The sequence below is a fragment of the Pedobacter sp. genome, from assembly GCF_041662865.1.
Lineage (GTDB): Bacteria > Bacteroidota > Bacteroidia > Sphingobacteriales > Sphingobacteriaceae > Pedobacter.
The window spans coordinates 1-26,202 of the sequence record NZ_JBAZRL010000029.1 but is presented as its reverse complement, the minus strand read 5'-3'; the positions used below and the strand labels follow the sequence as shown (position 1 = coordinate 26,202).

25 protein-coding genes are annotated in these 26,202 nt (G+C 37.2%); 10 read left to right on the top strand and 15 right to left on the bottom strand.

Annotated features, from left to right (window positions below; translation table 11 throughout):
* Positions 1-37 precede the first annotated feature (37 nt).
* The 3 genes from WC622_RS10830 to WC622_RS10820 form a co-directional block, all read right to left on the bottom strand.
* On the bottom strand, positions 38-448 hold the full coding sequence (locus tag WC622_RS10830; protein WP_372819705.1) for a BrxA/BrxB family bacilliredoxin: 411 nt from the start codon (positions 446-448) through the stop codon (positions 38-40).
* A gap of 149 nt (positions 449-597) precedes the next feature.
* Positions 598-1,035 (bottom strand): CCC motif membrane protein, encoded by a 438-nt coding sequence (locus WC622_RS10825; RefSeq protein WP_372819704.1) that lies wholly within the window; start codon positions 1,033-1,035, stop codon positions 598-600.
* Positions 1,036-1,039: 4 nt separating this feature from the next.
* Positions 1,040-1,393 (bottom strand): DUF2752 domain-containing protein, encoded by a 354-nt coding sequence (locus tag WC622_RS10820; protein ID WP_372819703.1) that lies wholly within the window; start codon positions 1,391-1,393, stop codon positions 1,040-1,042.
* A 279-nt stretch (positions 1,394-1,672) separates the two neighbouring features.
* Between WC622_RS10820 and WC622_RS10815 the strand changes: the two genes are divergently transcribed.
* The 3 genes from WC622_RS10815 (at position 1,673) to WC622_RS10805 (ending at position 5,451) form a co-directional block, all read left to right on the top strand.
* Entirely contained in the window at positions 1,673-3,364 is a 1,692-nt protein-coding gene (locus WC622_RS10815; protein ID WP_372819702.1) for a sodium/sugar symporter, read from the top strand.
* A gap of 106 nt (positions 3,365-3,470) precedes the next feature.
* Complete coding sequence (locus tag WC622_RS10810) at positions 3,471-4,649, top strand: nitrate/nitrite transporter (RefSeq protein ID WP_372819701.1); 1,179 nt, start codon at positions 3,471-3,473, stop codon at positions 4,647-4,649.
* Between the two features lie 55 nt (positions 4,650-4,704).
* The gene (locus tag WC622_RS10805; protein ID WP_372819700.1) at positions 4,705-5,451 is read left to right on the top strand and encodes a hypothetical protein; all 747 of its coding nucleotides are present in this window, start codon (positions 4,705-4,707) and stop codon (positions 5,449-5,451) included.
* A gap of 7 nt (positions 5,452-5,458) precedes the next feature.
* Here WC622_RS10805 and WC622_RS10800 read toward each other — a convergent pair whose 3' ends face one another.
* Positions 5,459-6,847, bottom strand: coding sequence for a chloride channel protein (locus WC622_RS10800; RefSeq protein ID WP_372819699.1), 1,389 nt, complete (start codon positions 6,845-6,847; stop codon positions 5,459-5,461).
* A gap of 74 nt (positions 6,848-6,921) precedes the next feature.
* Positions 6,922-8,676 (bottom strand): S41 family peptidase, encoded by a 1,755-nt coding sequence (locus WC622_RS10795; RefSeq protein WP_372819698.1) that lies wholly within the window; start codon positions 8,674-8,676, stop codon positions 6,922-6,924.
* 199 nt (positions 8,677-8,875) lie between these two features.
* On the opposite strand from WC622_RS10795, the gene WC622_RS10790 reads away from it, so the two are divergent.
* The 3 genes from WC622_RS10790 to WC622_RS10780 all read left to right on the top strand — a co-directional run bounded on the left by WC622_RS10790 (position 8,876) and on the right by WC622_RS10780 (position 11,140).
* Entirely contained in the window at positions 8,876-9,916 is a 1,041-nt protein-coding gene (locus WC622_RS10790; RefSeq protein ID WP_372819697.1) for a sensor histidine kinase, read from the top strand.
* Positions 9,913-10,626, top strand: a complete 714-nt coding sequence (locus WC622_RS10785; RefSeq protein ID WP_372819696.1) for a LytR/AlgR family response regulator transcription factor — start codon at positions 9,913-9,915, stop codon at positions 10,624-10,626. Before WC622_RS10790 ends, WC622_RS10785 begins: the two co-directional genes overlap by 4 nt.
* A 94-nt stretch (positions 10,627-10,720) precedes the next feature.
* Complete coding sequence (locus tag WC622_RS10780) at positions 10,721-11,140, top strand: hypothetical protein (protein WP_372819695.1); 420 nt, start codon at positions 10,721-10,723, stop codon at positions 11,138-11,140.
* A 346-nt stretch (positions 11,141-11,486) separates the two neighbouring features.
* Here the strand turns inward: WC622_RS10780 and WC622_RS10775 are convergent, their stop codons facing one another.
* A complete protein-coding gene (locus tag WC622_RS10775) occupies positions 11,487-12,389 on the bottom strand; it encodes a universal stress protein (protein WP_372819694.1) in 903 nt (300 codons plus the stop codon).
* A gap of 187 nt (positions 12,390-12,576) precedes the next feature.
* Between WC622_RS10775 and WC622_RS10770 the strand changes: the two genes are divergently transcribed.
* Positions 12,577-13,035 (top strand): DUF305 domain-containing protein, encoded by a 459-nt coding sequence (locus WC622_RS10770; RefSeq protein WP_372819693.1) that lies wholly within the window; start codon positions 12,577-12,579, stop codon positions 13,033-13,035.
* A 1-nt stretch (position 13,036) separates the two neighbouring features.
* Here the strand turns inward: WC622_RS10770 and WC622_RS10765 are convergent, their stop codons facing one another.
* Together WC622_RS10765 and WC622_RS10760 are read right to left on the bottom strand one after the other, a co-directional pair.
* Positions 13,037-14,359, bottom strand: a complete 1,323-nt coding sequence (locus WC622_RS10765; RefSeq protein WP_372819692.1) for a TIGR00341 family protein — start codon at positions 14,357-14,359, stop codon at positions 13,037-13,039.
* A gap of 4 nt (positions 14,360-14,363) precedes the next feature.
* Positions 14,364-15,599 (bottom strand): cation:proton antiporter, encoded by a 1,236-nt coding sequence (locus WC622_RS10760; protein ID WP_372819691.1) that lies wholly within the window; start codon positions 15,597-15,599, stop codon positions 14,364-14,366.
* A gap of 568 nt (positions 15,600-16,167) precedes the next feature.
* Here WC622_RS10760 and WC622_RS10755 point away from each other — a divergent pair.
* The 3 genes from WC622_RS10755 to WC622_RS10745 all read left to right on the top strand — a co-directional run bounded on the left by WC622_RS10755 (position 16,168) and on the right by WC622_RS10745 (position 21,563).
* Positions 16,168-17,436, top strand: a complete 1,269-nt coding sequence (locus WC622_RS10755; protein ID WP_372819690.1) for a glucose-1-phosphate adenylyltransferase — start codon at positions 16,168-16,170, stop codon at positions 17,434-17,436.
* A 6-nt stretch (positions 17,437-17,442) separates the two neighbouring features.
* Positions 17,443-19,239, top strand: coding sequence for a glycoside hydrolase family 15 protein (locus WC622_RS10750; RefSeq protein ID WP_372819689.1), 1,797 nt, complete (start codon positions 17,443-17,445; stop codon positions 19,237-19,239).
* 104 nt (positions 19,240-19,343) lie between these two features.
* On the top strand, positions 19,344-21,563 hold the full coding sequence (locus WC622_RS10745) for a bifunctional alpha,alpha-trehalose-phosphate synthase (UDP-forming)/trehalose-phosphatase (RefSeq protein WP_372819688.1): 2,220 nt from the start codon (positions 19,344-19,346) through the stop codon (positions 21,561-21,563).
* Here WC622_RS10745 and WC622_RS10740 read toward each other — a convergent pair.
* The 7 genes from WC622_RS10740 to WC622_RS10710 all read right to left on the bottom strand — a co-directional run.
* Positions 21,560-22,630 carry a mechanosensitive ion channel family protein gene (locus tag WC622_RS10740; RefSeq protein WP_372819687.1) on the bottom strand — a complete coding sequence of 357 codons (1,071 nt, stop codon included), beginning with the start codon at positions 22,628-22,630 and terminating at the stop codon, positions 21,560-21,562. The genes WC622_RS10745 and WC622_RS10740 overlap by 4 nt on opposite strands.
* A gap of 429 nt (positions 22,631-23,059) precedes the next feature.
* Positions 23,060-23,221 (bottom strand): phage integrase SAM-like domain-containing protein, encoded by a 162-nt coding sequence (locus tag WC622_RS10735; RefSeq protein WP_372819686.1) that lies wholly within the window; start codon positions 23,219-23,221, stop codon positions 23,060-23,062.
* A gap of 382 nt (positions 23,222-23,603) precedes the next feature.
* Positions 23,604-24,059, bottom strand: coding sequence for a rhodanese-like domain-containing protein (locus WC622_RS10730; RefSeq protein ID WP_372819685.1), 456 nt, complete (start codon positions 24,057-24,059; stop codon positions 23,604-23,606).
* A 54-nt stretch (positions 24,060-24,113) separates the two neighbouring features.
* A complete protein-coding gene (locus tag WC622_RS10725) occupies positions 24,114-24,764 on the bottom strand; it encodes a Crp/Fnr family transcriptional regulator (RefSeq protein ID WP_372819684.1) in 651 nt (216 codons plus the stop codon).
* Positions 24,765-24,790: 26 nt separating this feature from the next.
* Complete coding sequence (locus WC622_RS10720; RefSeq protein WP_372819683.1) at positions 24,791-24,985, bottom strand: DUF2892 domain-containing protein; 195 nt, start codon at positions 24,983-24,985, stop codon at positions 24,791-24,793.
* Positions 24,986-24,987: 2 nt separating this feature from the next.
* Positions 24,988-25,308 carry a hypothetical protein gene (locus tag WC622_RS10715; RefSeq protein WP_372819682.1) on the bottom strand — a complete coding sequence of 107 codons (321 nt, stop codon included), beginning with the start codon at positions 25,306-25,308 and terminating at the stop codon, positions 24,988-24,990.
* A gap of 14 nt (positions 25,309-25,322) precedes the next feature.
* On the bottom strand, positions 25,323-26,202 hold an 880-nt coding region (locus tag WC622_RS10710), incomplete at its 5' end, for an efflux RND transporter permease subunit (protein WP_372819681.1).

Genomic DNA, 26,202 nt, shown 5'->3' with positions numbered 1-26,202 from the left:
CCTTGCTCCTTTATCTTTTATCTTTTATCTTTTCAGACTAGCAGTACTGCTCAAACGCACCAATTAAGCTATCTGCTATCATTTGCGCAGGGCGACCTTCAATTTGATGACGCTCAATCATATGAACCAATTTACCATCTTTAAATAATGCCATTGCAGGCGATGAAGGTGGAAAAGGCATCATGTAAGATCTTGCTCTATCAACCGCATCTTTTTCCATACCAGCAAAAACTGTTACCAATTTATTAGGGTGTTTAGCATTGGATGCTGCAATTTTTGCTGCAGGGCGAGCATTTGCTGCTGCACAACCGCATACAGAGTTTACGACAACAAATACAGTTCCTTCACCTTTAATTGCGCTATCTACTGCTTCCGCTGTTTTTAATTCTTCAAAACCTACGTTAGTCAACTCAGCACGCATAGGTTCTACTAAATATTCAGGATACATTCTTTTCTCTTTTTATTAATAATATGCAAAGATAACAAATATGAGGCGCTAAAAATTAGTACACCATAAAATAACAATTTGCTGACTTACAGTCAACAAAAAAACGAATGTATTCATCACACATTTGCTTTTTAAATGAATTGAAAATCTTATTGCATTCCCTTTATCATTTCCTGTAATTTTTGAGGATCACTTAATATTCCTGTACCAAACATAATAATGATGACTGCGAAATATAATAGCGAAAGAATGTTTAGAATTAGACCAATAATGGCACAAACTCTACCAGCATTCAAATTTTTATATGAGCTTAACGTATAAACAGCTGGGTTAATTTCATAAAGTGCTCTATCTTTTTTACTTAATACCAATGCAATAATCGCTGGTATCAATCCAAGAATACCATAGCAGCAGCAAAATACGATGGAAAGAATGCCCAATACCAAAACAACTGTTGCATTAGGTAAAGACTGTTGCATACCATAACCAAAACCTCCATTTTGTGGGGGAAATGGATTTTGAGAAGTAGGTTGTGGTGTAGGTTGAGGTTGAGGGTTTTCTTGTGGTTCTAATTGTTCTTCAGACATAGCGTTAAATTAATTGATGAGTAAATATTTTATAAATATAATTGATTACAATAATTAAAGTGATACCAATATAAAGCATTTTAATAAAAAATGCGCCGTTTTTGAAATCAAATTTTAAATGAACTACGGTAAAAATAAATAATGCAATAATGGGCAATGTAGCTGGATAAAGCTTAAAAGAAGATATAAAATGCCCCTGTACTAATTCTATAACTGAGCGCTGTATGCCACAACCTGGGCAATCTATACCTAATGTTTGCTTAAACTGACACGATAATAAATGATTTTGCAACCAATTTATTACGCCTTTACTTTCGCTTAAAAAATATAAAGCTAGTAGTATAATTGTACCCTTCATCTACTGATAAAAATATTGAATTTCAACTAGTTCTACAAAATTGTTTTTTTAAAAAAAAGAAATGTTACAATTTATAAATTAGCTCATATACTAAATTTAAATTTCCGCATTTCAATCATGGAGATTATTAATTATTTGTTTTACTAGTGGCACTATCGTAGCATAGGCATATATAGCATACACTTTGGCTTAGATTACATCAAAATTAATTTCTAGAATCATGAACTTTATTTTTCAATTTTATTACATTTAGAATTCAAATCAAATAAACACACATGAATGAAAAATAACTTACTAGACACGAAGGATTACATTGTATTTTTAGTCTATTTCGTAATTGTAGCCGCTTACGGTTTGTACATCTACAACAAGAAAAAATCTGCTTCAGGAGGCTCAAAAGACTATTTCCTTGCCGAAGGTTCGTTAACCTGGTGGGCCATTGGCGCATCATTAATTGCCTCTAACATTTCAGCCGAACAAATGATTGGTATGAGTGGTTCGGGTTTTAAACTTGGATTAGCCATTTCTGCATACGAATGGATGGCAGCAGCGACGTTGATTATTGTAGCTGTTTTCTTTATGCCAGTATACCTGAAGAATAAAATTTTTACAATGCCTCAATTCCTCAGCCAGAGGTATAATGGTAAAGTAGCTATGATTATGGCTGTTTTTTGGCTAATGCTTTATATCGTAGTAAACTTAATGTCCATTTTATATTTAGGAGCTTTAGCAATTAGTGGTATATCTGGTCTAAGCATTACCTTTTGTATTTTAGCCTTAGCAGTATTTGCTATTTTTATTACCCTTGGCGGGATGAAAGTAATTGGCTACACTGATGTAATACAAGTATTTTTCTTAGTTCTTGGAGGTTTAGTAGCGACTTATATTGCTTTAAATCTTATTTCTGGTGGAAAAGGTATTTTAACTGGCTTCTCGATGTTAAAAGATGGTGCCTCAGAACATTTTCATTTAATCTTTAAAAAGGATAACCCTAATTATATCGATTTACCTGGATTAAGTGTGTTAATTGGAGGTATGTGGATTGCCAACTTAAGTTATTGGGGCTGTAATCAGTACATTACGCAACGTGCTTTGGGTGCATCGTTACCTACCGCCAGAGCTGGATTATTATTCGCGGCATTTTTAAAAATGTTAATGCCTGTAATCGTTGTTTTACCGGGTATAGCAGTTTATTATATTATTAAAAACGATATCGGTGCAATTAATTCCGGAGATTTATTAACCTCTTCTGGTGTACAAGATCCGAACAAAGCTTACCCTGCATTATTAACTTTATTACCAGCAGGATTAAAAGGTTTGTCATTTGCAGCCTTAACTGCAGCTATTGTAGCTTCATTAGCGGGTAAAGCCAATAGTATTGCTACCATTTTTACGTTAGATATTTACAAAAAAGCGTTCGAACCCCAAGCATCAGAAACTAGATTAGTTAATGTAGGCAAAATAGCTGTGGTGGTATCTATGCTACTTGCCGTTTTATTATCGTTTATAGTTGGCGATGCTTTAATGGGAGAAGGAAAACAAGGTTTTCAATACATTCAAGAGTATACAGGCTTTGTATCTCCTGGTATTTTTGCCATGTTTATTTTTGGTTTCTTTTGGAAAAAAACTACCTCAAATGCAGCTTTATTTGCAACGATTGGCGGTTTCCTAGTCTCTGTATTCTTAAAGTTTACGCCAAACATGTTCGATTTATCGCCATTGTATGAGTTTGGTTGGGCGGTTAAAAACGCTAAGGGTATTTTCGAAATTCCATTTATGGATAGAATGCTTATCGTTTTTGTAGTTTGTGCTATTGGCATGTACATCATTAGTATTTATGAAAATAAAAAGGGAGTTATACCTAATAGTTTAGAAATAGATACTAAAATGTTTAAGACCACTACTGGTTTTGCGGTAGGTGCCGTTTTAATTATAGGCCTATTAGTTGCGCTTTATACTGCTTTTTATTAGTACATATGTTAAAATTACAGCCTCTCAGAAAAACTGAGAGGCTTTTTTATTTTGCATCAATTGCATACATAACTGAAACATAAATCTTTATCTTGCAATCTCTAGCATGCAATCGACCTTTTCAAAACCAAAGAAAATAATTTTACCTACACTAGTTGTTGCACAATTCTTTTGTACTTCATTATGGTTTGCTGGTAATGCAATTATAAGCGACTTGGTTAAACAGTTACACTTTCCATCTTCCTATTTAGCTCATCTTACGAGTGCTGTTCAGTTTGGTTTTATAATTGGCACATTGGTATTTGCTGTATTAAGTATTTCAGATCGCTTTTCTCCTTCTAAAATTTTCTTTAGCTGTGCTGTTGTTGCAGCTTTAATCAATCTTTGCGTAAATATTGATGGTATAACTGTTACTCAATTAATGAGTGTTAGGTTTGTTACTGGTTTCTTTCTTGCTGGCATTTATCCAGTGGGAATGAAAATAGCAGCAGATCACTTTCAACAAGGGCTAGGGAAATCTTTAGGTTTTTTAGTAGGCGCATTAGTTTTGGGAACCGCTTTCCCTCATTTCTTAAAAAGTATACATGGAATACCTTGGCATTACATTGTTTTTTTTACGTCTTTACTTTCTTTACTAGGAGGATTCGCAATACTTATTCTTGTTCCTGATGGCCCTTATAGAACTATTGGGCAAAGATTGAGTTTAAGTGCATTCATAAAGGGATTTGCGAATAAAAAGTTTCGAGCTGTAGCTTTTGGGTATTTTGGACACATGTGGGAACTATATGCGTTTTGGGTATTTGTTCCTGCTATTTTACTAGTCTACAATAACCAACATCCAAATGATGCGTTCAACGTTCCACTCTTTTCTTTTTTAATTATTGCGGTTGGAGGCATTGCATGTGTAATTGGCGGAGTAATTTCAACTAAATTTGGTGTAAGGAAAGTCGCTACTCTTTCTTTAAGTTTATCTTGTATCTGCTGTTTAACCTCCCCATTGTTTGTAGTAAATAGCTCTGCTAGTGTTTTTATCGTATTTATGTTTATTTGGGGAATGGCAGTTATAGCCGACTCTCCTTTATTTTCCACTTTAGTAGCTCAAAATGCAGTAGCAGAATATAAAGGTTCTTCTTTAACCATTGTAAATTGTATTGGCTTTGCAATTACCATTATCAGTATTCAGCTAATCGATGCTTTAAAGACTGCAACAAATGTGCAATACATTTATATGTTACTAGCGTTAGGCCCAATTTTAGGTTTAATCGCCCTGCAAAGAAGTGAATAATTATTTCTGTAACTTTAATTAAGGCAAAATCTTATCTCTATTAACTATGTATGTAATGAAATTAAATCTAAAAACCACAAGCTGCTTTTTAATATTATTTGCATTTGCTGCATCAGCATTTGCTCAAATCAACTCAAAATTTAAAGAGATTCATCATCAGTTTTACGGGAAATGGCCAAAGACGATTACTTTTAATCAGAAAACTGGCTTTTATAAAGCCGATACACTTACTCGAAGTCAAGTATGGTATGAAGCTGGTATTTTTCCTAATTTATTTCGGATTGATTTAGGAGATCCTAAAGATGGAAATGCCATAATTTATAGAGGCGATACCACTTACAATTTCAGACAGTCAAAAAAACTTAAACCCTCTATAAATCCTAATATTTTAGTCTACCTATTGGGAGGTATGTATTTTGAACCCATAGACCAGGTTAATCAAAAGCTAACTAAGGATGGCTTTGATCTAAGTAAAGGTTTTAAAAGTACGTGGAAAGGTAAAGAAGTTGATATTATTGGAGTGGCAAGTGCCGATACGACAAAAAGCCAATTATGGTACGATGCAAAAAATCATTATTTAGTAAGGATGATTCAACAAAACGAGAAATCTCGTTTAGAGTGTCAATTCGAAGACCATCAAAAAATTGGTAAAATATGGCACGAAGGGAACGTAAAGATCTTTGTAAATGGTAAACTCGTACAAACAGAAGAATACCACGACTTTAAAATCAATGTACCACTAAACCCCGATTTTTTCGATCCTGAAAAATTTGGATCATGGCATTGGCTAAATACTAATTAAAAAATCTTTATTGTACAATTAGATTCTTTTTCTCAGTTCTTTCGATTTCTTCGAGTTCTCTTACATATTGAACTTTCAAATGGTCGTATAAAGAATGTTTATCTATCAACATAGATACTAAGCTAGCTACCATTCCCGCAAGGATTAAGCTAAATATTGCGGTTTGGCGGTTGGTCATTTCTAATACCAAAATTGCTGATGTAAATGGTGAGCGAGTTACTCCTGTTAAAAAACCTACCATTCCTGCTAAGATGAGAAGATTGGTATTTGTTTCTGATAGATTGAACCAACCCGCAACAACAGATCCTACCGAAGCCCCAGCAGCTAGAGCTGGAGCAAAAATCCCTCCGGCAGCGCCAGTTGTAAAAGATACCATCGAACTACTTATTCTTAAAATTGGAATGTACCAATGTGCGTGACGATCTGGAGTGAACAATACAGTTTCCATCACTTGTTTACCAGAACCTAATGCATTAGCGCCGAAAATTAGGGCAAGCGTTACTAACACTACTGCACAACCTACCACATACACCATATTTGCACGTAATGATTTCAATCTTGCTTTCCACCTAAGTATCAACAAAATTAATTTCCCCATCAAACTTCCTAATAAGCCAGAAATTAATGCCACTAAAAGAACTCCAAAGAAAATATACCCTGAAGTATTGTCAATTTTAGGATAACCTAGATAAAGGTAAGGACCCAATATAGCTTGAGCGGTTAATCCCGCAATAATTACTGAAGAGAAAATTGCTGTTTTAAAAAAACTAAAATGTGTTTTTGTAAGCTCTTCAATTGCAAATACTATTCCACCCAATGGTGTATTAAATGCTGCGGCCAATCCTGCAGCAGCACCGGTTACCAGCATGTTTCTTTTTGCAACTTTAGGCCACCAGTTTGGCAACATCGAATTTACCGAACGAAATATAGATGCGGAGATTTGAATTGTAGGTCCTTCTCTCCCTATTGCTCCTCCTCCCATTGCCATGACTAAACTTGATAATACTTTGATCACCATAACTTTTAGACTAAGCAATCGGCTTACTAAGTCATGCGTTTTTGGAGCAGAAATAGTTATCCCCGCCATTACCTGAGGAATACCGCTACCTTTAGCATAAGGTGCAAACCTCCAAACTAAAGCCCAAGCAAGCACAAAACAAATTGGAGTTAGCGCAAATAATAACCAAGCATTATAGTTAAAAACCCAAAGTGCTATATCTTCTGCCATGACAAATAATTTAGCATAGGCAACGGCAGCTAATCCCGCAAGTACTGAGGCAATCCAGAAAGGCACAGCTTGCAAAAGGTTCTTTTTAAATCGCTCGTTACCGATACGATCAAATGAAGTTTTTAGGTGTAGGCGAATGAAGTTTAGTATTTTCTTGGATTGCGACATGGATTTCAGAGAAAGTTTAATGAGCGCAGCGCAAATTACAAAAAAATAAATAGTAGTGCAGTTACACGTAAATGCTATTTACTTTTTAAATACTCCAATGCTTTCTCTAAATGCATGTCGGTTGCTGATATTAAATCTTTCACGCTAGGTTGATATAGCAAATCTGGCACAATACCAATTCGTTGTGTTTCTTTTCCGTTTGGATAAAAGATTCCACTGCCTGTAAACAAAAACTCATAGCCACCTGGTAAATTCAAGTGTTTCGTATCACCATCTGCGCCAGCGGTTTGACTGCCAATCACCGTAGTGTTGGAATTAAGTTGACGAAGCATCATGGTAAACCATTCGCCCATGCTTTGTGTATTTTCATTAGTTAAAATCACAATTTTACCTTTATACAAAGGCATTGTAGTTGTGATATCTTTAGATAAGAAAACTTCTATTCCATCTTGCTTTACAAAAGCACCCGCATTGCTAATATCAACTCCATAATATTGTGCAAATTTAAAGGCGGGTTTACCCAATGCCATAGGCAAATAATAATAGAATAAGCCTGGAGATGCTGGATACTTTCGCATATCAAAAATAATTGCTTTTTTCTTATTCAAATTTTGTGAAAAAGCCATCAATTCTTTATCAGAAGGCAAATCTTTATCAAAAAAGTAACCCGCTCTTATCAAAGCAATATTGTGAGGTAACTCTTCATAACCTTTCACCAAATGATCCTGTGCAGATTTTTGTTTGAAATAGTTGTTTACTATTTCTCCAGCCCTCTTCTCCTTTCGCTCTAAAAGCACAACCTGTACATTCAAATAGTTATCCTCTCTTTTAACCCTTACGTTAAGTGTACTATTGTCAATTGCACTAAAAGCAAATGCGTCGTTATCGGCTAATAATCTATTTTTTACACTTTGGTTCGATGCTGGTAATAAAGCAGAGCGTTGTTTTAACCATTCTTTGGTTTTTATCCCATTTATCGATACAATTAAGTCACCGGTTTTTAAATGACTTGCTTTCGCTAAAGAATCAGTTAGAAATTCAGTAACCACTATCTTATTCTGATAAATCTTATAAGCAAAAGAAGGGTAATACTTCAAGTTGAAGATTTCTGATAAGCCCTTAACCTGATTTAAAAAACCCGAAGCATGGGTATCATCAATAGCACTTTCCAGTAAAAGAATACTTTTTTCGTAAGCTGCTCTAGATTTGATTGCACTAAATACTGGAATTAACTTTTGCAAAGTCAGCTTCCATTTTTGATCCATTACATAACGATAAGGAAACAAGTAAGCAATCGCATTCCAAGCTTTAGCTAACGCCAATAGATTCATCGCTTCATTATCAAACGCATAATTTGGGTAAGCATTTTCATGTGGCAATTCACCTTCGTAAGCTATATTGGGAATAAAATAATGTGTACTACCAGAGTTATACGTTTTGGTTAATGCAGCTAATTGTTTTTGAATGATTCCCGTAAATATTCTATTATTTATCCAACTATAATCAATGTTTTTAGTCAATAAACTTTCGCTATTCACTTTGATTTTACTCACTTCAGGTCGACCTAGATTTTCTTTCAATAGCGTTGCAATTAATGCGCTAAACTGATTTTCATCAGCTGCTTTCACATTGCTTACTAACGCAAGAAATATACTATCAGCATTAAATTTGCCTTGCGCACCATTTATCGACTTATATTTTATCAAACCCCAAACTTGTATAAAAGCTTTGGTGCGTTCATTTGTTGTCGAATTTACATTCCCATAAACATTGTTAACTAAAAGAATGAATAGTAAAAAGATGAAGTTGTTGAACAGATATTTTTTCATGATATTAATTTTGAATACCCAAATGTCCATTCAAACTCATAAATCAAAGAAAGCGATTGACCAAAGCCTTTATTCTATTGACAAAATGGATTTATACTGAAAATAGGTTTAGTGGATAAAATTTAGAGCTTCATCATTAAAATTTGCCTTTTGATGTATCGCTTTTTCATTCACTATTATTTTAAAGTACTTTTAAGCCATGAATAAGCAGAAAATACTTTACTTACATGTAGGTTATTGGTTATTGGTGGCTGTGCAAGTTTTGCTGGTATCTTTAGGAACAGGCGTACTCGGCACACAGATCGATTGGAAATTGTTCTTTACCATTGTCATGCCAGTTAAACTGTTACAAATTGCTTGCTCTGCGGGTTTTTTCTACCTTAACTATCTCTATTTAATTCCTCGTTTCCTTAAGAAAAAGAATATTTTCCAATACCTCATCGTCCTAGTCATAGCCATATTATTATTTACGCCGCTCTATTATTACTTAGAACAATTATTTTACCCAAGCATCGGCTGGAAAACATACGAGCTAGACCTCAATTTTTGGTCAGCATTAATGATTACACTGAGTGCTAACTTTCTGCATATTTTCTTGGGCATATTGCTAAGCTACCTGATGGATTGGCGAACCATGCGAATGGAAAAAGAAATCGCAGAAAAGGAACAACTTCAAACAGAATTGGCGTTTCTTAAATCGCAGGTAAATCCACATTTTCTTTTTAATACCATTAACGATATTTATGCCCTTACTCAGCAACAAAACGAACAAGCACCAGAAGCGTTACTTAAACTCTCAGAATTGCTACGCTACATGCTTAGAGAAAGCGATGATCCTTTTGTACTATTAACGAAAGAACTAGAATATTTAGAAAATGTAATAGAACTACAAAAGATTGGGCAAAAGGGATTTTCATTTGTAGATTTTACTATAATTGGTCATCCAGATGAACTAAAAATTGCCCCATTAATTTTGATCAATTTTATTGAGAATGCCTTTAAACATGGCATATTTACGGATAAAGAAACACCCATTCGGATTCGTATTGAACTTAAACAAAGTACTTTCCATTTTATTATGACTAATCGAATAAACGGGTATAAGAAAGATAAAACTGGTGGAATTGGTTTGGTGAATGTAAAACGAAGATTGGCATTGATTTATCCAGCTAAACATCAACTTTTAATTACAAATGATCCGCTTAACTTTACGGTAGACTTAAAAATTGATTTATCATGATCAGATGCATTGTTGTAGACGATAAACCACTAGCGATTGACGTGCTCAAACATTATATTGCTAAAGTCTCTTTTTTAGAACTGATTTATAGCACAACCAACCCCTTGGAAGCGTTAAGTAAAGTTGCCGAAGGTAACGTAGACCTAATCTTTTTAGATATTCAGATGCCTGAATTAACAGGATTACAGTTCATGAAAATTATAAAAGGTAAATGTCAGGTAATATTGACTACAGCTTATACTGAATATGCATTAGAGGGTTTTGAAAATGATGCAATTGATTATTTGTTAAAGCCCGTTTCCTTTGAACGTTTTTATAAAGCTGTTGAGAAAGCAAAGTTAATGCACAAAGGAATGTTGATTCCATCTATCGAAACGTCTGATGTGAAAACAGGAAAGGACATAGATCATATCTTTGTTAAAACGGAATATAAATTAATTAGAATAGCTACTGCAGCTATATTGTATATAGAGGGCATGCAAAACTATATAAATATTTATACCACTACCGAGAAGATAACCAGCTTGCAAACCATGAAAAAGATGGAAGAACTGCTACCCAATCCCCAATTTGTACGTGTGCATAAATCTTTTATTGTAGCCGTAGACAAAATTGACACTATAGAACGCAATCGCATTGCCATAGGCGATAAAGTAATTGCTTTAGGCGATAATTATCGCAACTCCTTTTACGATGCTATTGAGCACTAAGGGCTGCACAGGCTTTCAGAGTACTTAACCGGTGTTGATAAACATAACTCTTAACATATGTATTGCCAATGGTATAATTGGACTATATTTACGAATGGATACTATCAAAACCAGCACCACTCAAAATATCCTAAGAATTATTTTGGGCATTTTCATGATCTCTGCCGCTATTGGGCATTTTACTTTTCAGCGAGCAGCATTCCAAGCACAGGTGCCCAACTGGATACCCATCAGTAAAGACAGTGTTGTATTAATTTCAGGCATAGTGGAAATATCACTAGGCCTAGCCATGCTCTTCTGGACAAAACAAAAGGTTAAGGTAGGGATTGCACTTGCCGTGTTTTATGTATTAATTTTCCCAGGCAATATTGCTCAGTATTTGAATCACACAGATGCATTTGGACTAGATACTGATCAGGCTAGGTTAATCAGACTTTTTTTTCAACCCCTACTTACTTTAGCTGCATTGTGGTCTACAGGGGCTTTCGCCTATCTTTTCAAGAAAAATAAGTAAAGTCTTAATCCCATGCAACCTCTGAGTAATCTAGATCAGTGGGACTCTAATCAGATGTGCTAACTAAAAAAGCTTAAAAACAATAAAGCTTACAGAAATGTAAGGGCTTCAATGCTCACTCTGCGGCAGCTGGCTTAGCAATTCTTTCGTTTACTTCAAGTGGAGAATTTAGTTCATAAAAGACTAGCCCAAAAAGAGGCGAAAAAACCATAAAGTAGGCAATTCAAAAAGGTTTCCAAATGTTCGATACTTTTAGGTCAGAATGTTTCTAAAGTTAACTTTTTGCAAACATGCAAGCCACAAATGACAGCTATTTTGATCCCACAATACAACTTTGCATATTTTATCAACTGAATGAAAGATGTAAAGGGACTTGGATATAGTGATCTTGCTGTATGGTTTCTCTTTTTGGCTGATAGCACAATACGGCAAATTCTTGCCTACCCATTATCCGTTGGGTATAATTCCCGGTAAAAAACTGAATGAGATTACGTCGAGTGGAGGCATTGATGATTACTAGATCGGTTTCAAAATCTTCACCCGCCTGTGTGGTGCCAATTGCTGGGTCAGTATGGGCGATGGTACCAGAAATATGCGAAATACAATCTTCCTTCATCCATTGTCCAAACTGGGTGATCATACCCTTAAGCATAAGTGCCAGTTTACTGGTTGGCCTATCCATTAAGCCCATTAGTATCACTTTGGAATTGTTCAACTTGAGTATTGTCCTAGAAAAATTATACTTTCCAGCAACATCATTGGCTGCCCCTACAGGAAAGATAACTTTTTTAAAGGAACTTACCTGTTTAGCTGCTGGAACTGCTAGGACTGAACAGCCTACACTTTTCAAGACTCGATATGCGTTGCTATCGAACAGATAGCTAAGACCATCCTGCTCTTCTGTCGCTACAACTACTAGGTCACAGTCCAGCTCACTGGCGATGTCGCAAACTGTGCTTACGGGAAACCCGATTCTTTGGTGACAGGTGCATTCGATACCATTTTCGAAAGTAATCGAACGGGCAAGTTCCTCGAGCACGAACATATCCTTTGCGATAGGTTCGTGTTTAATTTTAGCAATTGGCGAATGTACGTCCACGACTGGAAAGATATGGTTAGCATCTATTACATAAAGCAGATGGAGTTCTGCTGAATGGCGTCTAGTCATTTGAATAGCTGTATGGAGTGCGTTGAGCGATTTTTCTGAAAAATCGATGCTGATGATGATCTTTTTGATTGGACTTATCATGGCATTTTGGTTTAAGGTGAGAAAATATGGGCAGGTGGATACCTAATTGCCCGAAAGCCATAATATACCGAAAATCGGGCATAAATCCAAATAATTTATCTTTTGCTTCCCAAACAGACAATAAACTACAACTCTAAGAACATTCGAGGAAACGGATTGTTCCTTTTATTTAACTAAACTTTTAACTATGAAAATGATCTATTCGAAGTTCACCCTAATGCTGCTAATCTCTTTTTTTGTAATGTATGGAGTAATGTTCCTTAATGTTGATGATGTTGGCCACATTTACCTGAGTCTTACAAGATTATATATGTCGATTTTAATGGTGTGCCCGATGGCCATATTAATGCTTTTGTTGATGTCCTCAATGTATACGAACAAAAAACTGAACAGGATCATCGTCGGTGGTGCAATTGGGGTTTTTGTGATTGCACTTGTTTGTTTGCGTAGCCAAGCATTTATCAGTGATAGACAATATATGAAAGCCATGATACCACACCATTCATCAGCAATTTTGACCAGTAAACGTGCAGGTATTACAGATAAAAACGTGAGAAAACTAGCTGACAGCATTATTGTCTCACAGCAAGAGGAAATCCGAAGGATGAAGTTCCTATTGGACACATTGAACGGGAAATTCCAGTAGGTTATTCGATTAGGACTAATTTGAGCGAATCAACCCCTATTCTCTTCTTGAGCCATTTTTCCATTTGCAATCTATCCTTCCTAGCGGGCGTCTTAACAAAGTCCATGGTTGCAAGCGCCAGCGTATCCTTCTTTTTCGTGACCAGATTGCTAACCACTACATTATTGATACTATACCGCAATAGGTCTGGATATAAGGTGTGCAGCTCGTCACCAACTTCTGGTATCGGTCTGTCCAACTGTCGCACAGCTGCTGATTTCTGATGTGTCGAATCGTTCTGATAAACACTCTCAAGAATGCTAGCCTTGATTTGCGAAAGGTCAAGCTCATTCTTGGCACTCAGTCCCTGGCGGATGACGAGTCTTGTACTATCTAGCTTATAAGCTGACATTTTCTTTTTTAGGGAATCGATCTGTACAGGGCTAATTTCAGCACCCAGTAGCAGAAGATTGATTTCATTACCGCTTCTTGAGTACTTGAAGTTTTTGGAGATGACCTGAGTATTTTTATAATTCATCTCATTTTGGATAAATGACTTAGCATTATTTTCGAAGAGGCTCCGATCAACAATGCGATAAGCAAGATAAACGCTCGGTGCAGAGGTAAGCAATACGATAATTAGAATATACCTCCTAACCTTTTTCTCCCTCTCCCTATCCTGAAACTCTTTTCGACGGAATTTTAGATAGCGGACGATTATATAAGTGGCTACACAAATAAAGATGCTATTGATAAAGTAGAGGTAGATTGCTCCTAGGAAGAAATAAAGGTTTCCAGAAGCAATACCAAACCCTGCCGTGCAAAGTGGTGGCATCAAGGCGGTTGCAATGGCCACACCTGGAATTACATTACTTTTAACCTTTCTGGTTGCTGCAACGATCCCCGCAAGCCCGCCAAATCCAGCAATGAATACATCCCAGATTGAAGGCGATGTCCTTGCCAGTAGTTCTGAAGAGGCATCATGCAAGGGGGTAACATAAAAGTAAAGCGATGAAGTAGCAATACTGAACACGGTTGCGATGGCAAGATTTCGCGCACCCTTTTTCACAAGATCAAAATCATTAGTACCGATTCCTAAACCAATGCCCATTATTGGCCCCATCAGAGGGGAAACTAGCATGGCACCTATAATAACGGCCGTAGAGTTGAGGTTCAGCCCTATTGAGGCAATAAAGATTGCAAAGATCAGAGTCCAAAGATTGGCACCCTTAAATTCTACATTACTAATAATGGATTCGACCGTATCGCTTTCTTCGGCATTGTCATGTCGCAGACTGAAGCGATAAGAAACAAAACGGCCGATGGCATTAAAAATTTCCTTCATAACTTTAATACTTTAGTTTCTTTGCAAGCTTTCCTACCGTCATACCTTGAACCAAGATCGAAAATACCACTATAACATATGTAATCAGCACAAATTCATCGCGGTACATGGAAGGTGCAAGTGAGAGTGCCAGCGCTACTGATATCCCTCCCCTAAGACCTCCCCAAGTCAACATTATTACCGCATTTTTTTCGAATTTTATCTTGAACCGTAAAAGTGAAACGGGTAATAACACAGAAATCCACCGGGCGAATAGCACAATAAAAATAGCGATGATACCAATGATGAAAACCGTTTGGTTAATCTTAATGATGAGCATTTCCAGTCCAATGAACAAGAACAGCACGGCATTAAGGATTTCATCAATGAGTTCCCAAAACTTGCCAAGATAGTCACGGGTAAGATCCGACATCCCTTCGCGTTTGGATTTGTTTCCAGTAATCAGCCCCGCGATTACCATGGCTAATGGACCAGATACATGCAGGTGGCCAGCGATAAAATAACCGCCCATTACAATAGCAAGTGTAATGAGTACTTCCACTTTATAATCATCTATCGAGCGTAACGCCCAATAACCGATATAGCCCAATAGCACCCCGAACAGCAGTCCACCGATCGCCTCTTCCAAAAAAAGCTTCCCAATGGAGAGAGCTGAGAAATCTCCAGATGTTGATCGGGCCACTTCTGCAAGACTTACAAAGACAACTACTGCCACTCCATCATTAAACAGAGATTCACCTGAAATCTTCAGTTCCAATGATGCTGGTATTTTGGCTTTTTTTAGGATTCCCAACACTGCGATAGGATCTGTTGGAGAAATCAAGGCACCAAAAAGCAGACAATTAATCAAAGGGACCGGCATACCGAAAAGGCCAAATAAATACCACACCATAATTCCCACGAGAAAAGTGGAAATCAGGATTCCGAGGGTTGCCAGTACTATGACCGATAGACGTTGTTGTTTGAGTTTCGCTGCATCAATGTGGATAGCGCCAGCGAACAGTAGAAAGCTGAGCATAAAGTTCATCAACACTTCTTGAAAATCTACTGAATTGGCTAGCTGGACCGCTTTTTCAGAAAGCAGTGATTGTGAGCTGCCGACCGTAACCAACAGTATCGATGATATGAGTGAGAGCGCCATTATGCCTATTGTGGGTGGCCATTTGATGAACCGATGATTTAAATAGGCGAAAATTGCTGCCAATATGATGGTGATGGAGATGATTTCTTGGGTATTCATATTGTTATATTAGCAATTCTTTTTGTAATCGACAAATTTAATTCCTGCTTCTGTTTACCAGTTAGCCAAGGCAAAAGGCATAAAATAATTTTTGTACATTTTGCACTTCCACGCTCCAGTGAACAAAATGATTACTGGACTGACGGCCGTCGACTATAGCAAGCTTTTCTTTTAGCGGAGACAGTTACCAAAATCATGTATTGTTACAAATATGTGGTTAATGTTCGTCGCTCACCAATATGTTTCGTCGCTTGGTGGCTTATCAGGCGACTTTCTCCGTATGCAGGTGGAAGCGGAATTTCCCTAAGTTACAGTTGCCTTTGAAATTACCAGACTCAGATGGGTTGTTTCTGCTAGCCCTATAATTTCCATCGATTGCGAGACCTATAAAGTATTGATCTACCTAAAAGCAAATAATCTTAAAAAGGCTTCCCTAATTAATGCCAAAAGCTTTTTTCTGTTGAGAATTCTAGTTTTCCACCTTTCACCTTATACGGCTTTTTAACCTCTTTATCCCCTTTTTTGAACATTTCTGAAAACTTTTTTATCATTTTATGCGTTATTAGTCATGGTTGAAAATGTATTAGGAATAATTCTTGGTGGCGGTCAAGGTTCTAGATTGGCACCTTTAACGCACTCCCGCTCAAAGCCTGCAGTGCCTATCGCAGGTAAATATCGCTTGGTCGATATCCCTATCTCGAACTGCTTAAATTCAGGTATCCACAGAATGTTCGTGCTAACTCAATTTAACTCTGCGTCATTAAACAGGCATATCAAAAACACTTATCACTTCAGCCATTTTAGCAAGGCTTTTGTAGATATCCTCGCGGCAGAACAAACCGTCCATAATGCCAACTGGTTTCAGGGAACTGCAGATGCCGTGAGGCAGTGCATGCATCATATTGCTCTGCACGAATTCGATTACATCTTGATCTTATCTGGTGACCAGCTTTACCAGATGGATTTTCAGGAGATGTTAGAATTCCATATTGGTAGCGATGTCGGAGTTACTATTGCAACCATCCCGGTTAATGCACGTGATGCTTCAGATTTTGGTATTTTAAAGGCTGATGGAGAAAATATCATTACTTCCTTTATAGAAAAACCAAAATCAGGCTTAGAAAATTGGATTTCAGAAACGGGGGCTGAAATGCAAAAGTTTGGTAGAAACTATTTGGCATCAATGGGAATCTATGTTTTTAACAAAAAATTTCTTTACGATATTTTGGACAATAACCCAGAAGAAAAGGATTTTGGCAAGGAAATTTTACCGAGAGCAATTAATTCGAGCAGGGTATTGAGCTATCAGTACAAAGGATATTGGACAGATATCGGAACTATTTCCTCTTTCTTTGAAGCTAATCTAGGCTTAACAGATGAAATGCCAGAGTTTAATCTATTTGATAACGTTCATTCCATCTTTACAAGGCCGAGAATGCTTCCTCCATCAAAGATTACCAATACACTTTTGAATAAAACAGTAATTGCTGAAGGTTGTATCATCCATGCTGATAAGATCGAGCATTCCGTTTTGGGTATTAGGTCGAGAATTGGAAAAGATACCATAATCACAAATTCGTATGTGATGGGCGCAGACAGGTATCAGACTATTGATGAGATCAAAACAGAGACAGAAACTGGAGATTCTTTGATTGGAATTGGGGATAGGTGTTTCATTAACAATGCCATAATCGATAAAAATTGTAGAATTGGAAATGATGTTAAAATAAACGGGGGGAATCATCTAGCAGAAGGAGACTATCAAAACTACGCCGTAAGGGATGGAATTGTGGTCGTTAAAAAAGGCGCTGTAATCTTAGGTGGAACAGAAATTTAAGAAGGAATGAATACAATAGAAAACAAGCATCTATATAAAACAGGAATTATTGGAAACTGTGGGTTTATAGCCCATATTAACACAGATACCGATATCAGTTGGCTTTGCTGGCCGAGATTTGACAGCTCGTTTGTCTTTGGTAGCCTGTTGGATAAAAAAAGGGGTGGTGAGTTTTCTGTCCGTCCAGAGGGAGAATACCAAAGCAACCAATACTATATAGAAAATACAAATGTACTGAGGACCGAGATTTCGACAGCGGATGGAAAGTATAGGATAACGGATTTTGCACCGAGATTTAGAGACAATGGAAAATATTCCAAACCATTAATGTTAATCAGGAAAATTGAGCCTTTAGAAGGAAATCCTAGGATTAAGGTGAAGTGCAAGCCTGTATATGATTATGGTGAGCATGAGATGAAATCCATAGCAGGGAGCGACCAAATAGACTACTATGGCGGCGTGGGGGAAACAATGCAGCTTAGCACCAACGTTTCTTTAAACTATATTTTGGAAGAAAAGCATTTTGTGCTTAATGAAGCAAAATATATTGTTCTGACCTATGAACAAAAATTTGAAGGATCATTAGATAGTATTGTTGAGACTTTTTTGAGAGAGACCATCAACTATTGGCGGGTATGGATAAAACACTCATCAATAGCAGGGTTTCATCAACAATTTGTAATAAGGTCTGCACTGGTCTTAAAAATCCATCAGTATGAAGATACGGGTGCCATTATTGCAGCAAGTACAACTAGCTTGCCAGAATTCGTAGGGAGTGGCCGCAACTGGGATTACCGCTATTGCTGGTTGAGGGATTCTTTTTATGTACTAACTTCCCTAAGCCATATTGGACATTTTGAGGAAATGGAAAAATACTTCAATTACCTCTCGGATATTTCATTTGCCGATGATAAACGATACCAACCTCTCTATAGCATTACAGGTGAAAGAAACATAGCTGAGTTTGAACTAGAAAACTTGGAGGGCTACCTAGGGGAAAAACCAGTTAGAATTGGCAATCAAGCTTCCGAACATATACAGAACGACATCTACGGTCAGGTTCTTATCTCGATGTTACCGTTATATACTGATCATAGATTTGTGTTTTCTGAGCGCAGCGATTCGCTGAAATGGATCGATCATGTGCTTTCCAAAATAGAACGTACCATCGATGAAAAGGATGCCGGGATTTGGGAGTTCAGAAATATTGCCAACATCCATTGTTACAGTAACCTATTTCAATGGGCTGGTGCTCATGCGGCTTTAAAAATGGCCAAAACCATAAAGAATCAAGATTTTGTTGATAGAGCCTTGGTGTTGATAGACAAGGCGGCAGCACATATCGAAGCCTGCTATGATCCCGTTAGAAAAGTATATACAAATGCTGTAGGTAGTCCGCATTTAGATGCCAGTACCTTACAGCTCATTGTAATGAATTACTTGGATCCAACTTCACAAAAGGCGAAAGATCATTTAATTGGATTGGAAAAGGAGTTGAAAACCGAGGATGGCCTATTCTACCGCTATCTACATGCCGATGATTTCGGCAAGCCGAAAACAACATTCTTGATTTGTGCCTTTTGGTATGTAGAAGCACTGGCATGCGTTGGCAGGATTGATGATGCAATTAAAGAATTCGAAAATATTATCAAATATTGTAACCACTTAATGTTATTCAGTGAAGATGTGGATGCTAAAACGGGAAGCCAGTGGGGAAATTTTCCACAGGCCTACAGTCATGTTGGATTGATGAATGCGGCATATCGCATTGCAATTAGGCTAGATAGACCGATATTCTTATAGCCTCTAAGGCGCTCTCCGCCGTGCAGGAAAAATTTCTGCCGCTGTTGTTTTCTCAGTGATATTCGGCATCCTACCTCATGTAGGTTAATTTTACGATATAAACTATGAATAAACGATTAATTGTTGTTTCAAACCGTTTACCTTTAACAATCGAAAATACCGATCAAGGATTTTATACTCGACCATCTTCTGGCGGACTTATTTCTGCTGTAGATGCCTATCTCAATACAGCTGGAAAAGATGTTTTTTCAGAAAAGATCTGGGTGGGTATGCCAGGAAGCAGCGAAGAAGTTTGGGATGGACTTGACTTGGCCGAATCATCAACCTATCAATATCTACCAGTCTTTATTGATGATGAGACATACGATCAATATTATAACGGTTTTTCGAACTCGGTACTCTGGCCGCTGTTCCACTATTTCCCTTCTTTTGCGGAATATACCACATTATTCTTTGACGCCTACATCAAAGCAAATGAACAATTTTATGAAGTGTTGGTCGCTAGCATTAAACCAGATGATGTGATTTGGATCCATGACTATCATTTGTTACCACTGGCAGCAATGTTGAGAAAGAGATTTCCAAACTTAACGATCGGACTCTTTTTACATATACCTTTCCCTTCTTATGAACTGTTTAGAGTTATTCCCAAAAAGTGGCAGAAGGAAATTTTAAACGGTATGTTGGGCGCCGATCTAATTGGTTTTCATACGTCTGATTATGTTTCACATTTCCTAAAGACAGTTGAAATGACAATGAATATTGAGCGGAATGGTCAATACCTTGATTGGAAAAATAGACGCCTAAAGGTTGATGCATTTCCTATCAGTATTGATTTCGAGCTCTTCGACAGTGCCTTATCCAGCCCAGATGTACAACTGCTCCGAGAAAAATACCTGAGCATCAAAGGGGAGAAAAAAATGCTGTTTTCGGTTGATCGACTAGATTATACGAAAGGCATTTATAACAGGCTGGAAGCGTACGAAAAGTTTATTTTAGACAATCCCCAATATAAGGGGAATGTAGTGTTCGTACTCGTAGTAGTACCTTCAAGGGATACAATAGTGAAATATAACGAGCGTAAAAGAATAATAGATGAATATATTGGAAATATCAATAGTACACTTGGCGAGATTGGTTGGCAACCAATTATCTATCAATATGGACATCTAGAATTTAGTGAGCTTTTAGCACTTTATACTACATGTGATCTTGCCCTTATTACTCCATTAAGGGACGGAATGAACTTGGTTGCGAAAGAATTTGTAGCCAGTAGAAGCGACTTCCGAGGAGTATTGGTGCTCAGCGAAATGGCTGGTGCTGCTGCAGAGCTGTCGGAAACCTTATTAATCAATCCCAATGATAGGGACGAAATTGCCGAGGCGATTAAAAATGGACTTGAAATGGATGAAAGGGAACAAGAGACCAGGCTACGACAGATGCGAAGTCGAATAAAGCAATATGATGTCAGAGCTTGGGCCATCGACTACTTCTCTGAAATGGAGGCGGTGAAATCGCAACAGCTTAAGTTTGAGGTGAAATTTATGGACAGCTTTTTGAAAGCTAACCTACTTACTTCTTACGCAAACGCGAAGAAAAGGCTTATGTTGATTGATTATGATGGGACTTTAGTTCCATTTTCAAAAGAACCACAAATGGCTTTTCCCAGTGAAGGATTACTGAAGGTATTGAGTAGGGTTAGTGAGCTGGAAAATAATGACCTGTATATCATTAGTGGAAGAGATAGTGAGACACTAGGACAATGGTTAGGGACACTTAATATTGGTCTTATTGCCGAGCATGGAGCTAAGGTTCGCGAACCAAACGGGGATTGGAAGAGTGAAATCGGCATTGAAGCAAGTGAATGGCAGGATAAGATATACAAGATTATGGAACGATATGTTACTAAAAGTCCAAACTCTTTTATAGAAATGAAAGAATATTCTCTTGCTTGGCATTATAGAAAAGCCGATGGATTTTTATCTACCAAAAAAGCTGCGGATCTTTACGAAGAATTGTTAAGCCACACCTTGCATTTGCCCTTAGATGTTATTGATGGAAATAAAGTGATCGAAGTGAGGAACCACGGAATAAATAAAGGAAAAGCAGTAGAAACGAAACTTGCAGAACAGGATTACGATTTTATTTTATGTGTTGGGGACGATAAGACGGATGAGGATATGTTCGGGGTGCTTGCTAATGTTCCGCATGCGTATACGATAAAAGTTGGCCACCAGGCTTCCTTCGCGAAGTACAATTTGCACACGCCTTATCTTGTGGTAGACCTGCTCGAATCCATATGCCTATACCCTAAGAATGTTTAAAAGTGATTTAGATCAGCGGCCTCTTTTTGTAGAAAAAGAGTTTGGGTTGGATAGGCAAATTCGATCCCTTCCTTCTTAAAGGCTTGAAATATTTCGAGATACACTTCCTGTTGATTGTCCATATATATATTGTAATCGGCATCAAGTACATAATAAACGAATTCGAAATTAAGGCTAAAATCACCATAACCAGAGAAGTGCCCCCTGTCATATTGGAGCTTTGTTTTAGCATTGATAATTTCTCTTACCAATTCGGGTATTATGGATAGCTGTTGATGTGTAGATTGATACGTTACCCCTAGAGAGAATAGAATTCTTCGTCTTTCCATCCTCTTAAAATTATGGAGTCTAGAATTGGTAAGATCCGTATTTGAACAAATTAACTGTTCGCCACTTAGTGTTCTAATTCGTGTAGTCTTGATGCCAATATATTCTATTACACCATTTTTGTCGCCTACCACCACAAAATCGCCAATTTCGAAAGGCCGATCAAAGAAGATAACAAAATAACTGAAAAGATCGCCCAGAACGGTTTGAGCTGCTAACGCTATGGCTATACCGCCAACACCTAAACCTGCAATTAAGGTGGTTACGTTGTAGCCAAGGTTATCGATAAGAAATATACTGCCGAGTATCCAAATAATAACATTGGCGATTATAATTAAGCCTGCTGCTTGTTTTTCTTTGCCTTCACCATTTTCTTCGCGTTTGATAAAAGAATGTACAAACTTCCGAAAGGCAGAACTTACGATTTTTAAGATGTAGAAGGTGATGGTAACCAAATAGGCAACATGGATAACTTGATCTATTTTTTCATCAAATACTAACATTTTCAGTCCGAAGTACACAGAACTGATATACAGTAAGGGAATGCCGGCTGTTTCTAAGGTATTAATAATGAAGTCGTCCCAATTGGTCTGGGTATTTTGGGCCCACTTTTTTGCTTTTCTAAGCCCCCATTTTTTAAACAATTTTATAATAAGGCAGAGACCCGCACTGATTATAAATGCAAAACCCCATTGATATACTGAGTTATTCCAAATGATTTGATTTAGAATTTTGTCCATTTGAATGTCTTACCAAAAATTAAGAAACAAATTGATTTGCCGCAAAACTTATGGATACCAGCTCCTTTAGCCAGTGTGATTAGATTCGAAAAGAGAAAAAGTCGAAAGAGGCAATTTAGATCGAGACCGAATCGGACTCACAGATTGCAGTACGTAATGACTGATTTAGTGTAAAGATACAAAATTAACAATAGAAAAACTATTTATCAATATTGAAAAAGCTCAATCCTGCCATAATATCTTCCCTATTAGAATATTTCATGCCTATAAGTAGAACCCTAAACAGTAGGTTAATCTTCATTAACTAGATTTTGAATTGTTAAATTAGTTAATCTGTGAATGATAGTCCTCTTAAGTAGTAACTTAACAGAGTAGTTCTGGAATGCCATTCCTATGAGGTCACTTGTAAATCAAGATTTTCAAGAAAAATTATATCTTTTTTGAGAATAGCTCTTTTTTTTTAGTCTTCTCAGTTTTTATAAATATATCATTAAAAGGATAATCTTCCCTATCCACAACTTTAGTTTTGATTGCTCTATTAAAAATTGCCTTGAGCGGCTTTAAGTAATTCCCAATACTATTTTGTCTCAAACCTTATAAAATTAAGCTCTGAATGAACCATCCAATAAGGTATATAGCTTTTTTCTTCTAGTATCAATTATTATTTAACAATTACCCTAATTTTTAGATTATGGTCTTAGATGTGGATTGTGCAAACAGTTAATCAGAAATCTTTAAAAAATGAAAGCCTTACATTCCTTTAAGGCTTTCAGTCTGCTCCCTCTGCTGGGCTCGAACCAGCGACCCTCTGATTAATCCCATTAGGCGGAACTCTAAGGGAAACCTCTGGCACCACCTGGGTCCAACTTACTTCATCGGGACGTTTTGTCTAATATACATTTTCCCAGTGTAATTTTCTTTCCTCAATTGGTCCAAAAATTTAAGTTTGCTAGGCAAATTCGTAAAAAATAAGTTAGTCTATTGGATATCCTTTATTGATCCAGTCTACCCTGATATTGGTTGGAAGTTCAAGTACCTGCATATTGGTAAAATTCATCTGCTGAAGCATCTTGAATGCAGGTCTGATATTGGGACATTTATTCATCGGGCAACAGCCACAATAGAAAACGATCCTTTGGTTCCTAGGTTTGTTTTTTAAGCTTAATTTAAATTTCTCCAGATTTTTTGCTTCACTGGCCGCCCCAAAACTGACTGCACCTTTGATATTGGCAACTGGGCCAATATTATAAATTTGTATTTTTTCACCCTTTTTTATCATTGATACCAGTTGTTCAGCAGGCAGCAGTTGACCTGCCTTCCATGGATCATTCAGGGAAAGTATACTTCGGCCCTGGGCATAAGTAAATGTGCAGTTGGCAATGACCATTAAAGAGATAAGGCCCGCTTTTCTAAGCATCTTATTATTCATGTCTTTTTAGCTAAAATATTCGCATTAAATTTATAACACAAAAAGTGGCAAAACCTATGTAAATGCCTGTAACAACTTTATTTCATTTCTATACAACAGAATTTTCCCATCGTTTTCCAGTTGTTTGAGCAATCGTGATATCACTACCCTGGAGGTAGCCAGTTCATCGGCAATCAGGTAATGGGATACCTTAATCACACTCGAACCAAATAGTCGTTGTTTTTCTTTAAGATAGGCGATCAGTCGATCATCCAGCTTGTGGAAGGCTATACTTTCGATGGATTTGAGTAACTCTAAAAAACGCTCATTAAAACTACGCATAATGTAGTTTTTCCAGCTTGGATATTTACAGAGCCACTCATCCAATTTGACATGCGGGATGGCAATCAATTCAACATCATCCTCAGCTATGGCTTTTACCTCGCTTTTCCTAGCCTCCAAACAACAGCTATACGCCATAGAACAACTTTCATTACTCGACAAGTAATAAAGCAGTATCTCCTTGCCAAAATCATCTTTTCTGAGAACTTTCAGGGTTCCGCTAATTACAATAGGCATCATACGGACGTATTTGCCGTAGTCCATAATAACATCTCCCTCTTTAAAGTACTTCAATTCGCCATATTGCTTCAATTCTTGCAATAATCCGGGCTCAAAGTCAGTTCCAAAATTGTTAACCTTATCCATGCTTAGTTCGTGATCCAAATCAGATAGGTAAATATAGGTCAAATTCAGGTACGTTTATTCTTAACTCCCATAAAACCTAATAGCAATTCAAGGGGACAAAATTTAGTAAAGGCCGATTGCAGTAAATTTACACCTACAAAAACAGCCAGCCATAACCAGTTAATGTTAGCAAAATGTGCCAACAGTATGCTGGTTAAAACAAAAATTCCGGCAACAGCACGTACAATTCTCTCTTTCATGTTTATGATTTTTTGTAACTTGTTGATTTGTCTACCGGTACTATAAATGCCCTGACAGGAAAGTTTTCTTCAAGCTTTTTATTGTAATTGTTAATTAAATCTATCCCAACTTCTGCATTCGCATTGCTGGTAAAACTGAACAATAGCAAAGAGTCGAATTTTTCATCCCCACTGGCGAACCAATCTTCGAGAAGGTTGTTAGCAATATCCTCTTTAAACCCAGTAATGTCTGTTACGCTAAACACGCTGATGTTTGCCTGCTTGAATATTTTGGAGACATCATCCTGGTATTCTTTAAGGCAGGTCGTTATAAATAATTTCATGTTTCAGGTTTTAATTATTTCAAATCTTTTTTTCGCATCATTTTAAAATAGAGTAGGGGAACTACAACTAGTGTTAGGAAAGTTGAGGTAATTGTCCCACCCATTAAGGAGATGGCTAAACCCTGGAAAATCGGGTCAAACAGAATGATTACGGCTCCCAGTGCAACTGCACCAGCTGTTAACAGGATAGGAGTGGTTCTTACTGCACCAGCTTCGAGAATAGCTTGTTTCAGTGGTATGTCTTCTTTTAAACGGATATTGATAAAATCGATAAGCAATATGGAGTTTCGCACCATCACACCTGCCAATGCAATAAAACCGATCATTGAAGTTGCCGTGAAATACGCATGAAGCATCCAATGTCCTAATATGATACCGATCAATGATAAAGGGATCGCTGCTAACATCACCAGTGGTACGATGAAATTCTGAAACCATCCTACAATCAGTATATAAATCAGAAGGATTACTACAGCAAACGCAATTCCAAGATCTCTGAATACCTCGTAGGTAATTTGCCATTCTCCATCCCATTTCAGGCTATAATTGTCTTCAAGATCAGGCTGATGTGTATATTCCTCTTTTAACGAAAATCCCTTCGGAATGGTCACTTTTTTTAAGTTGTCAGAAACAGTAGAAATGGCATACGAAGGACTTTCCAATTCGCCGGCCATATCGGCCAGTACATAAACCACCTCTTTTTGGTTTTTACGATAAATGCTTTTGGGCTTGATCTGTCTGGTTATGGTCACCAAATCCTTTACCGGTACCACAACACCCAGCAGGCTTACTACTTTAAGATCAAGCAGGTCATTAATATTGGCTTTGTCTGCATCACTCAGTTGAAGCTTAATAGCCGTTTGATTATAGGCAAGCGGTTGCGAAATATTGCCT

Excerpts from the sequence above, each read along its gene's own strand:
- WC622_RS10830 (WP_372819705.1), bottom strand. The coding sequence starts at position 448 with ATGTATCCTGAATATTTAGTAGAACCTATGCGTGCTGAGTTGACTAAC.
- WC622_RS10825 (WP_372819704.1), bottom strand. The coding sequence starts at position 1,035 with ATGTCTGAAGAACAATTAGAACCACAAGAAAACCCTCAACCTCAACCT.
- WC622_RS10820 (WP_372819703.1), bottom strand. The coding sequence starts at position 1,393 with ATGAAGGGTACAATTATACTACTAGCTTTATATTTTTTAAGCGAAAGT.
- WC622_RS10815 (WP_372819702.1), top strand. The coding sequence starts at position 1,673 with ATGAAAAATAACTTACTAGACACGAAGGATTACATTGTATTTTTAGTC.
- WC622_RS10810 (WP_372819701.1), top strand. The coding sequence starts at position 3,471 with ATGCAATCGACCTTTTCAAAACCAAAGAAAATAATTTTACCTACACTA.
- WC622_RS10805 (WP_372819700.1), top strand. The coding sequence starts at position 4,705 with ATGAAATTAAATCTAAAAACCACAAGCTGCTTTTTAATATTATTTGCA.
- WC622_RS10800 (WP_372819699.1), bottom strand. The coding sequence starts at position 6,847 with ATGTCGCAATCCAAGAAAATACTAAACTTCATTCGCCTACACCTAAAA.
- WC622_RS10795 (WP_372819698.1), bottom strand. The coding sequence starts at position 8,676 with ATGAAAAAATATCTGTTCAACAACTTCATCTTTTTACTATTCATTCTT.
- WC622_RS10790 (WP_372819697.1), top strand. The coding sequence starts at position 8,876 with ATGAATAAGCAGAAAATACTTTACTTACATGTAGGTTATTGGTTATTG.
- WC622_RS10785 (WP_372819696.1), top strand. The coding sequence starts at position 9,913 with ATGATCAGATGCATTGTTGTAGACGATAAACCACTAGCGATTGACGTG.
- WC622_RS10780 (WP_372819695.1), top strand. The coding sequence starts at position 10,721 with ATGGATACTATCAAAACCAGCACCACTCAAAATATCCTAAGAATTATT.
- WC622_RS10775 (WP_372819694.1), bottom strand. The coding sequence starts at position 12,389 with ATGATAAGTCCAATCAAAAAGATCATCATCAGCATCGATTTTTCAGAA.
- WC622_RS10770 (WP_372819693.1), top strand. The coding sequence starts at position 12,577 with ATGAAAATGATCTATTCGAAGTTCACCCTAATGCTGCTAATCTCTTTT.
- WC622_RS10765 (WP_372819692.1), bottom strand. The coding sequence starts at position 14,359 with ATGAAGGAAATTTTTAATGCCATCGGCCGTTTTGTTTCTTATCGCTTC.
- WC622_RS10760 (WP_372819691.1), bottom strand. The coding sequence starts at position 15,599 with ATGAATACCCAAGAAATCATCTCCATCACCATCATATTGGCAGCAATT.
- WC622_RS10755 (WP_372819690.1), top strand. The coding sequence starts at position 16,168 with ATGGTTGAAAATGTATTAGGAATAATTCTTGGTGGCGGTCAAGGTTCT.
- WC622_RS10750 (WP_372819689.1), top strand. The coding sequence starts at position 17,443 with ATGAATACAATAGAAAACAAGCATCTATATAAAACAGGAATTATTGGA.
- WC622_RS10745 (WP_372819688.1), top strand. The coding sequence starts at position 19,344 with ATGAATAAACGATTAATTGTTGTTTCAAACCGTTTACCTTTAACAATC.
- WC622_RS10740 (WP_372819687.1), bottom strand. The coding sequence starts at position 22,630 with ATGGACAAAATTCTAAATCAAATCATTTGGAATAACTCAGTATATCAA.
- WC622_RS10730 (WP_372819685.1), bottom strand. The coding sequence starts at position 24,059 with ATGAATAATAAGATGCTTAGAAAAGCGGGCCTTATCTCTTTAATGGTC.
- WC622_RS10720 (WP_372819683.1), bottom strand. The coding sequence starts at position 24,985 with ATGAAAGAGAGAATTGTACGTGCTGTTGCCGGAATTTTTGTTTTAACC.
- WC622_RS10715 (WP_372819682.1), bottom strand. The coding sequence starts at position 25,308 with ATGAAATTATTTATAACGACCTGCCTTAAAGAATACCAGGATGATGTC.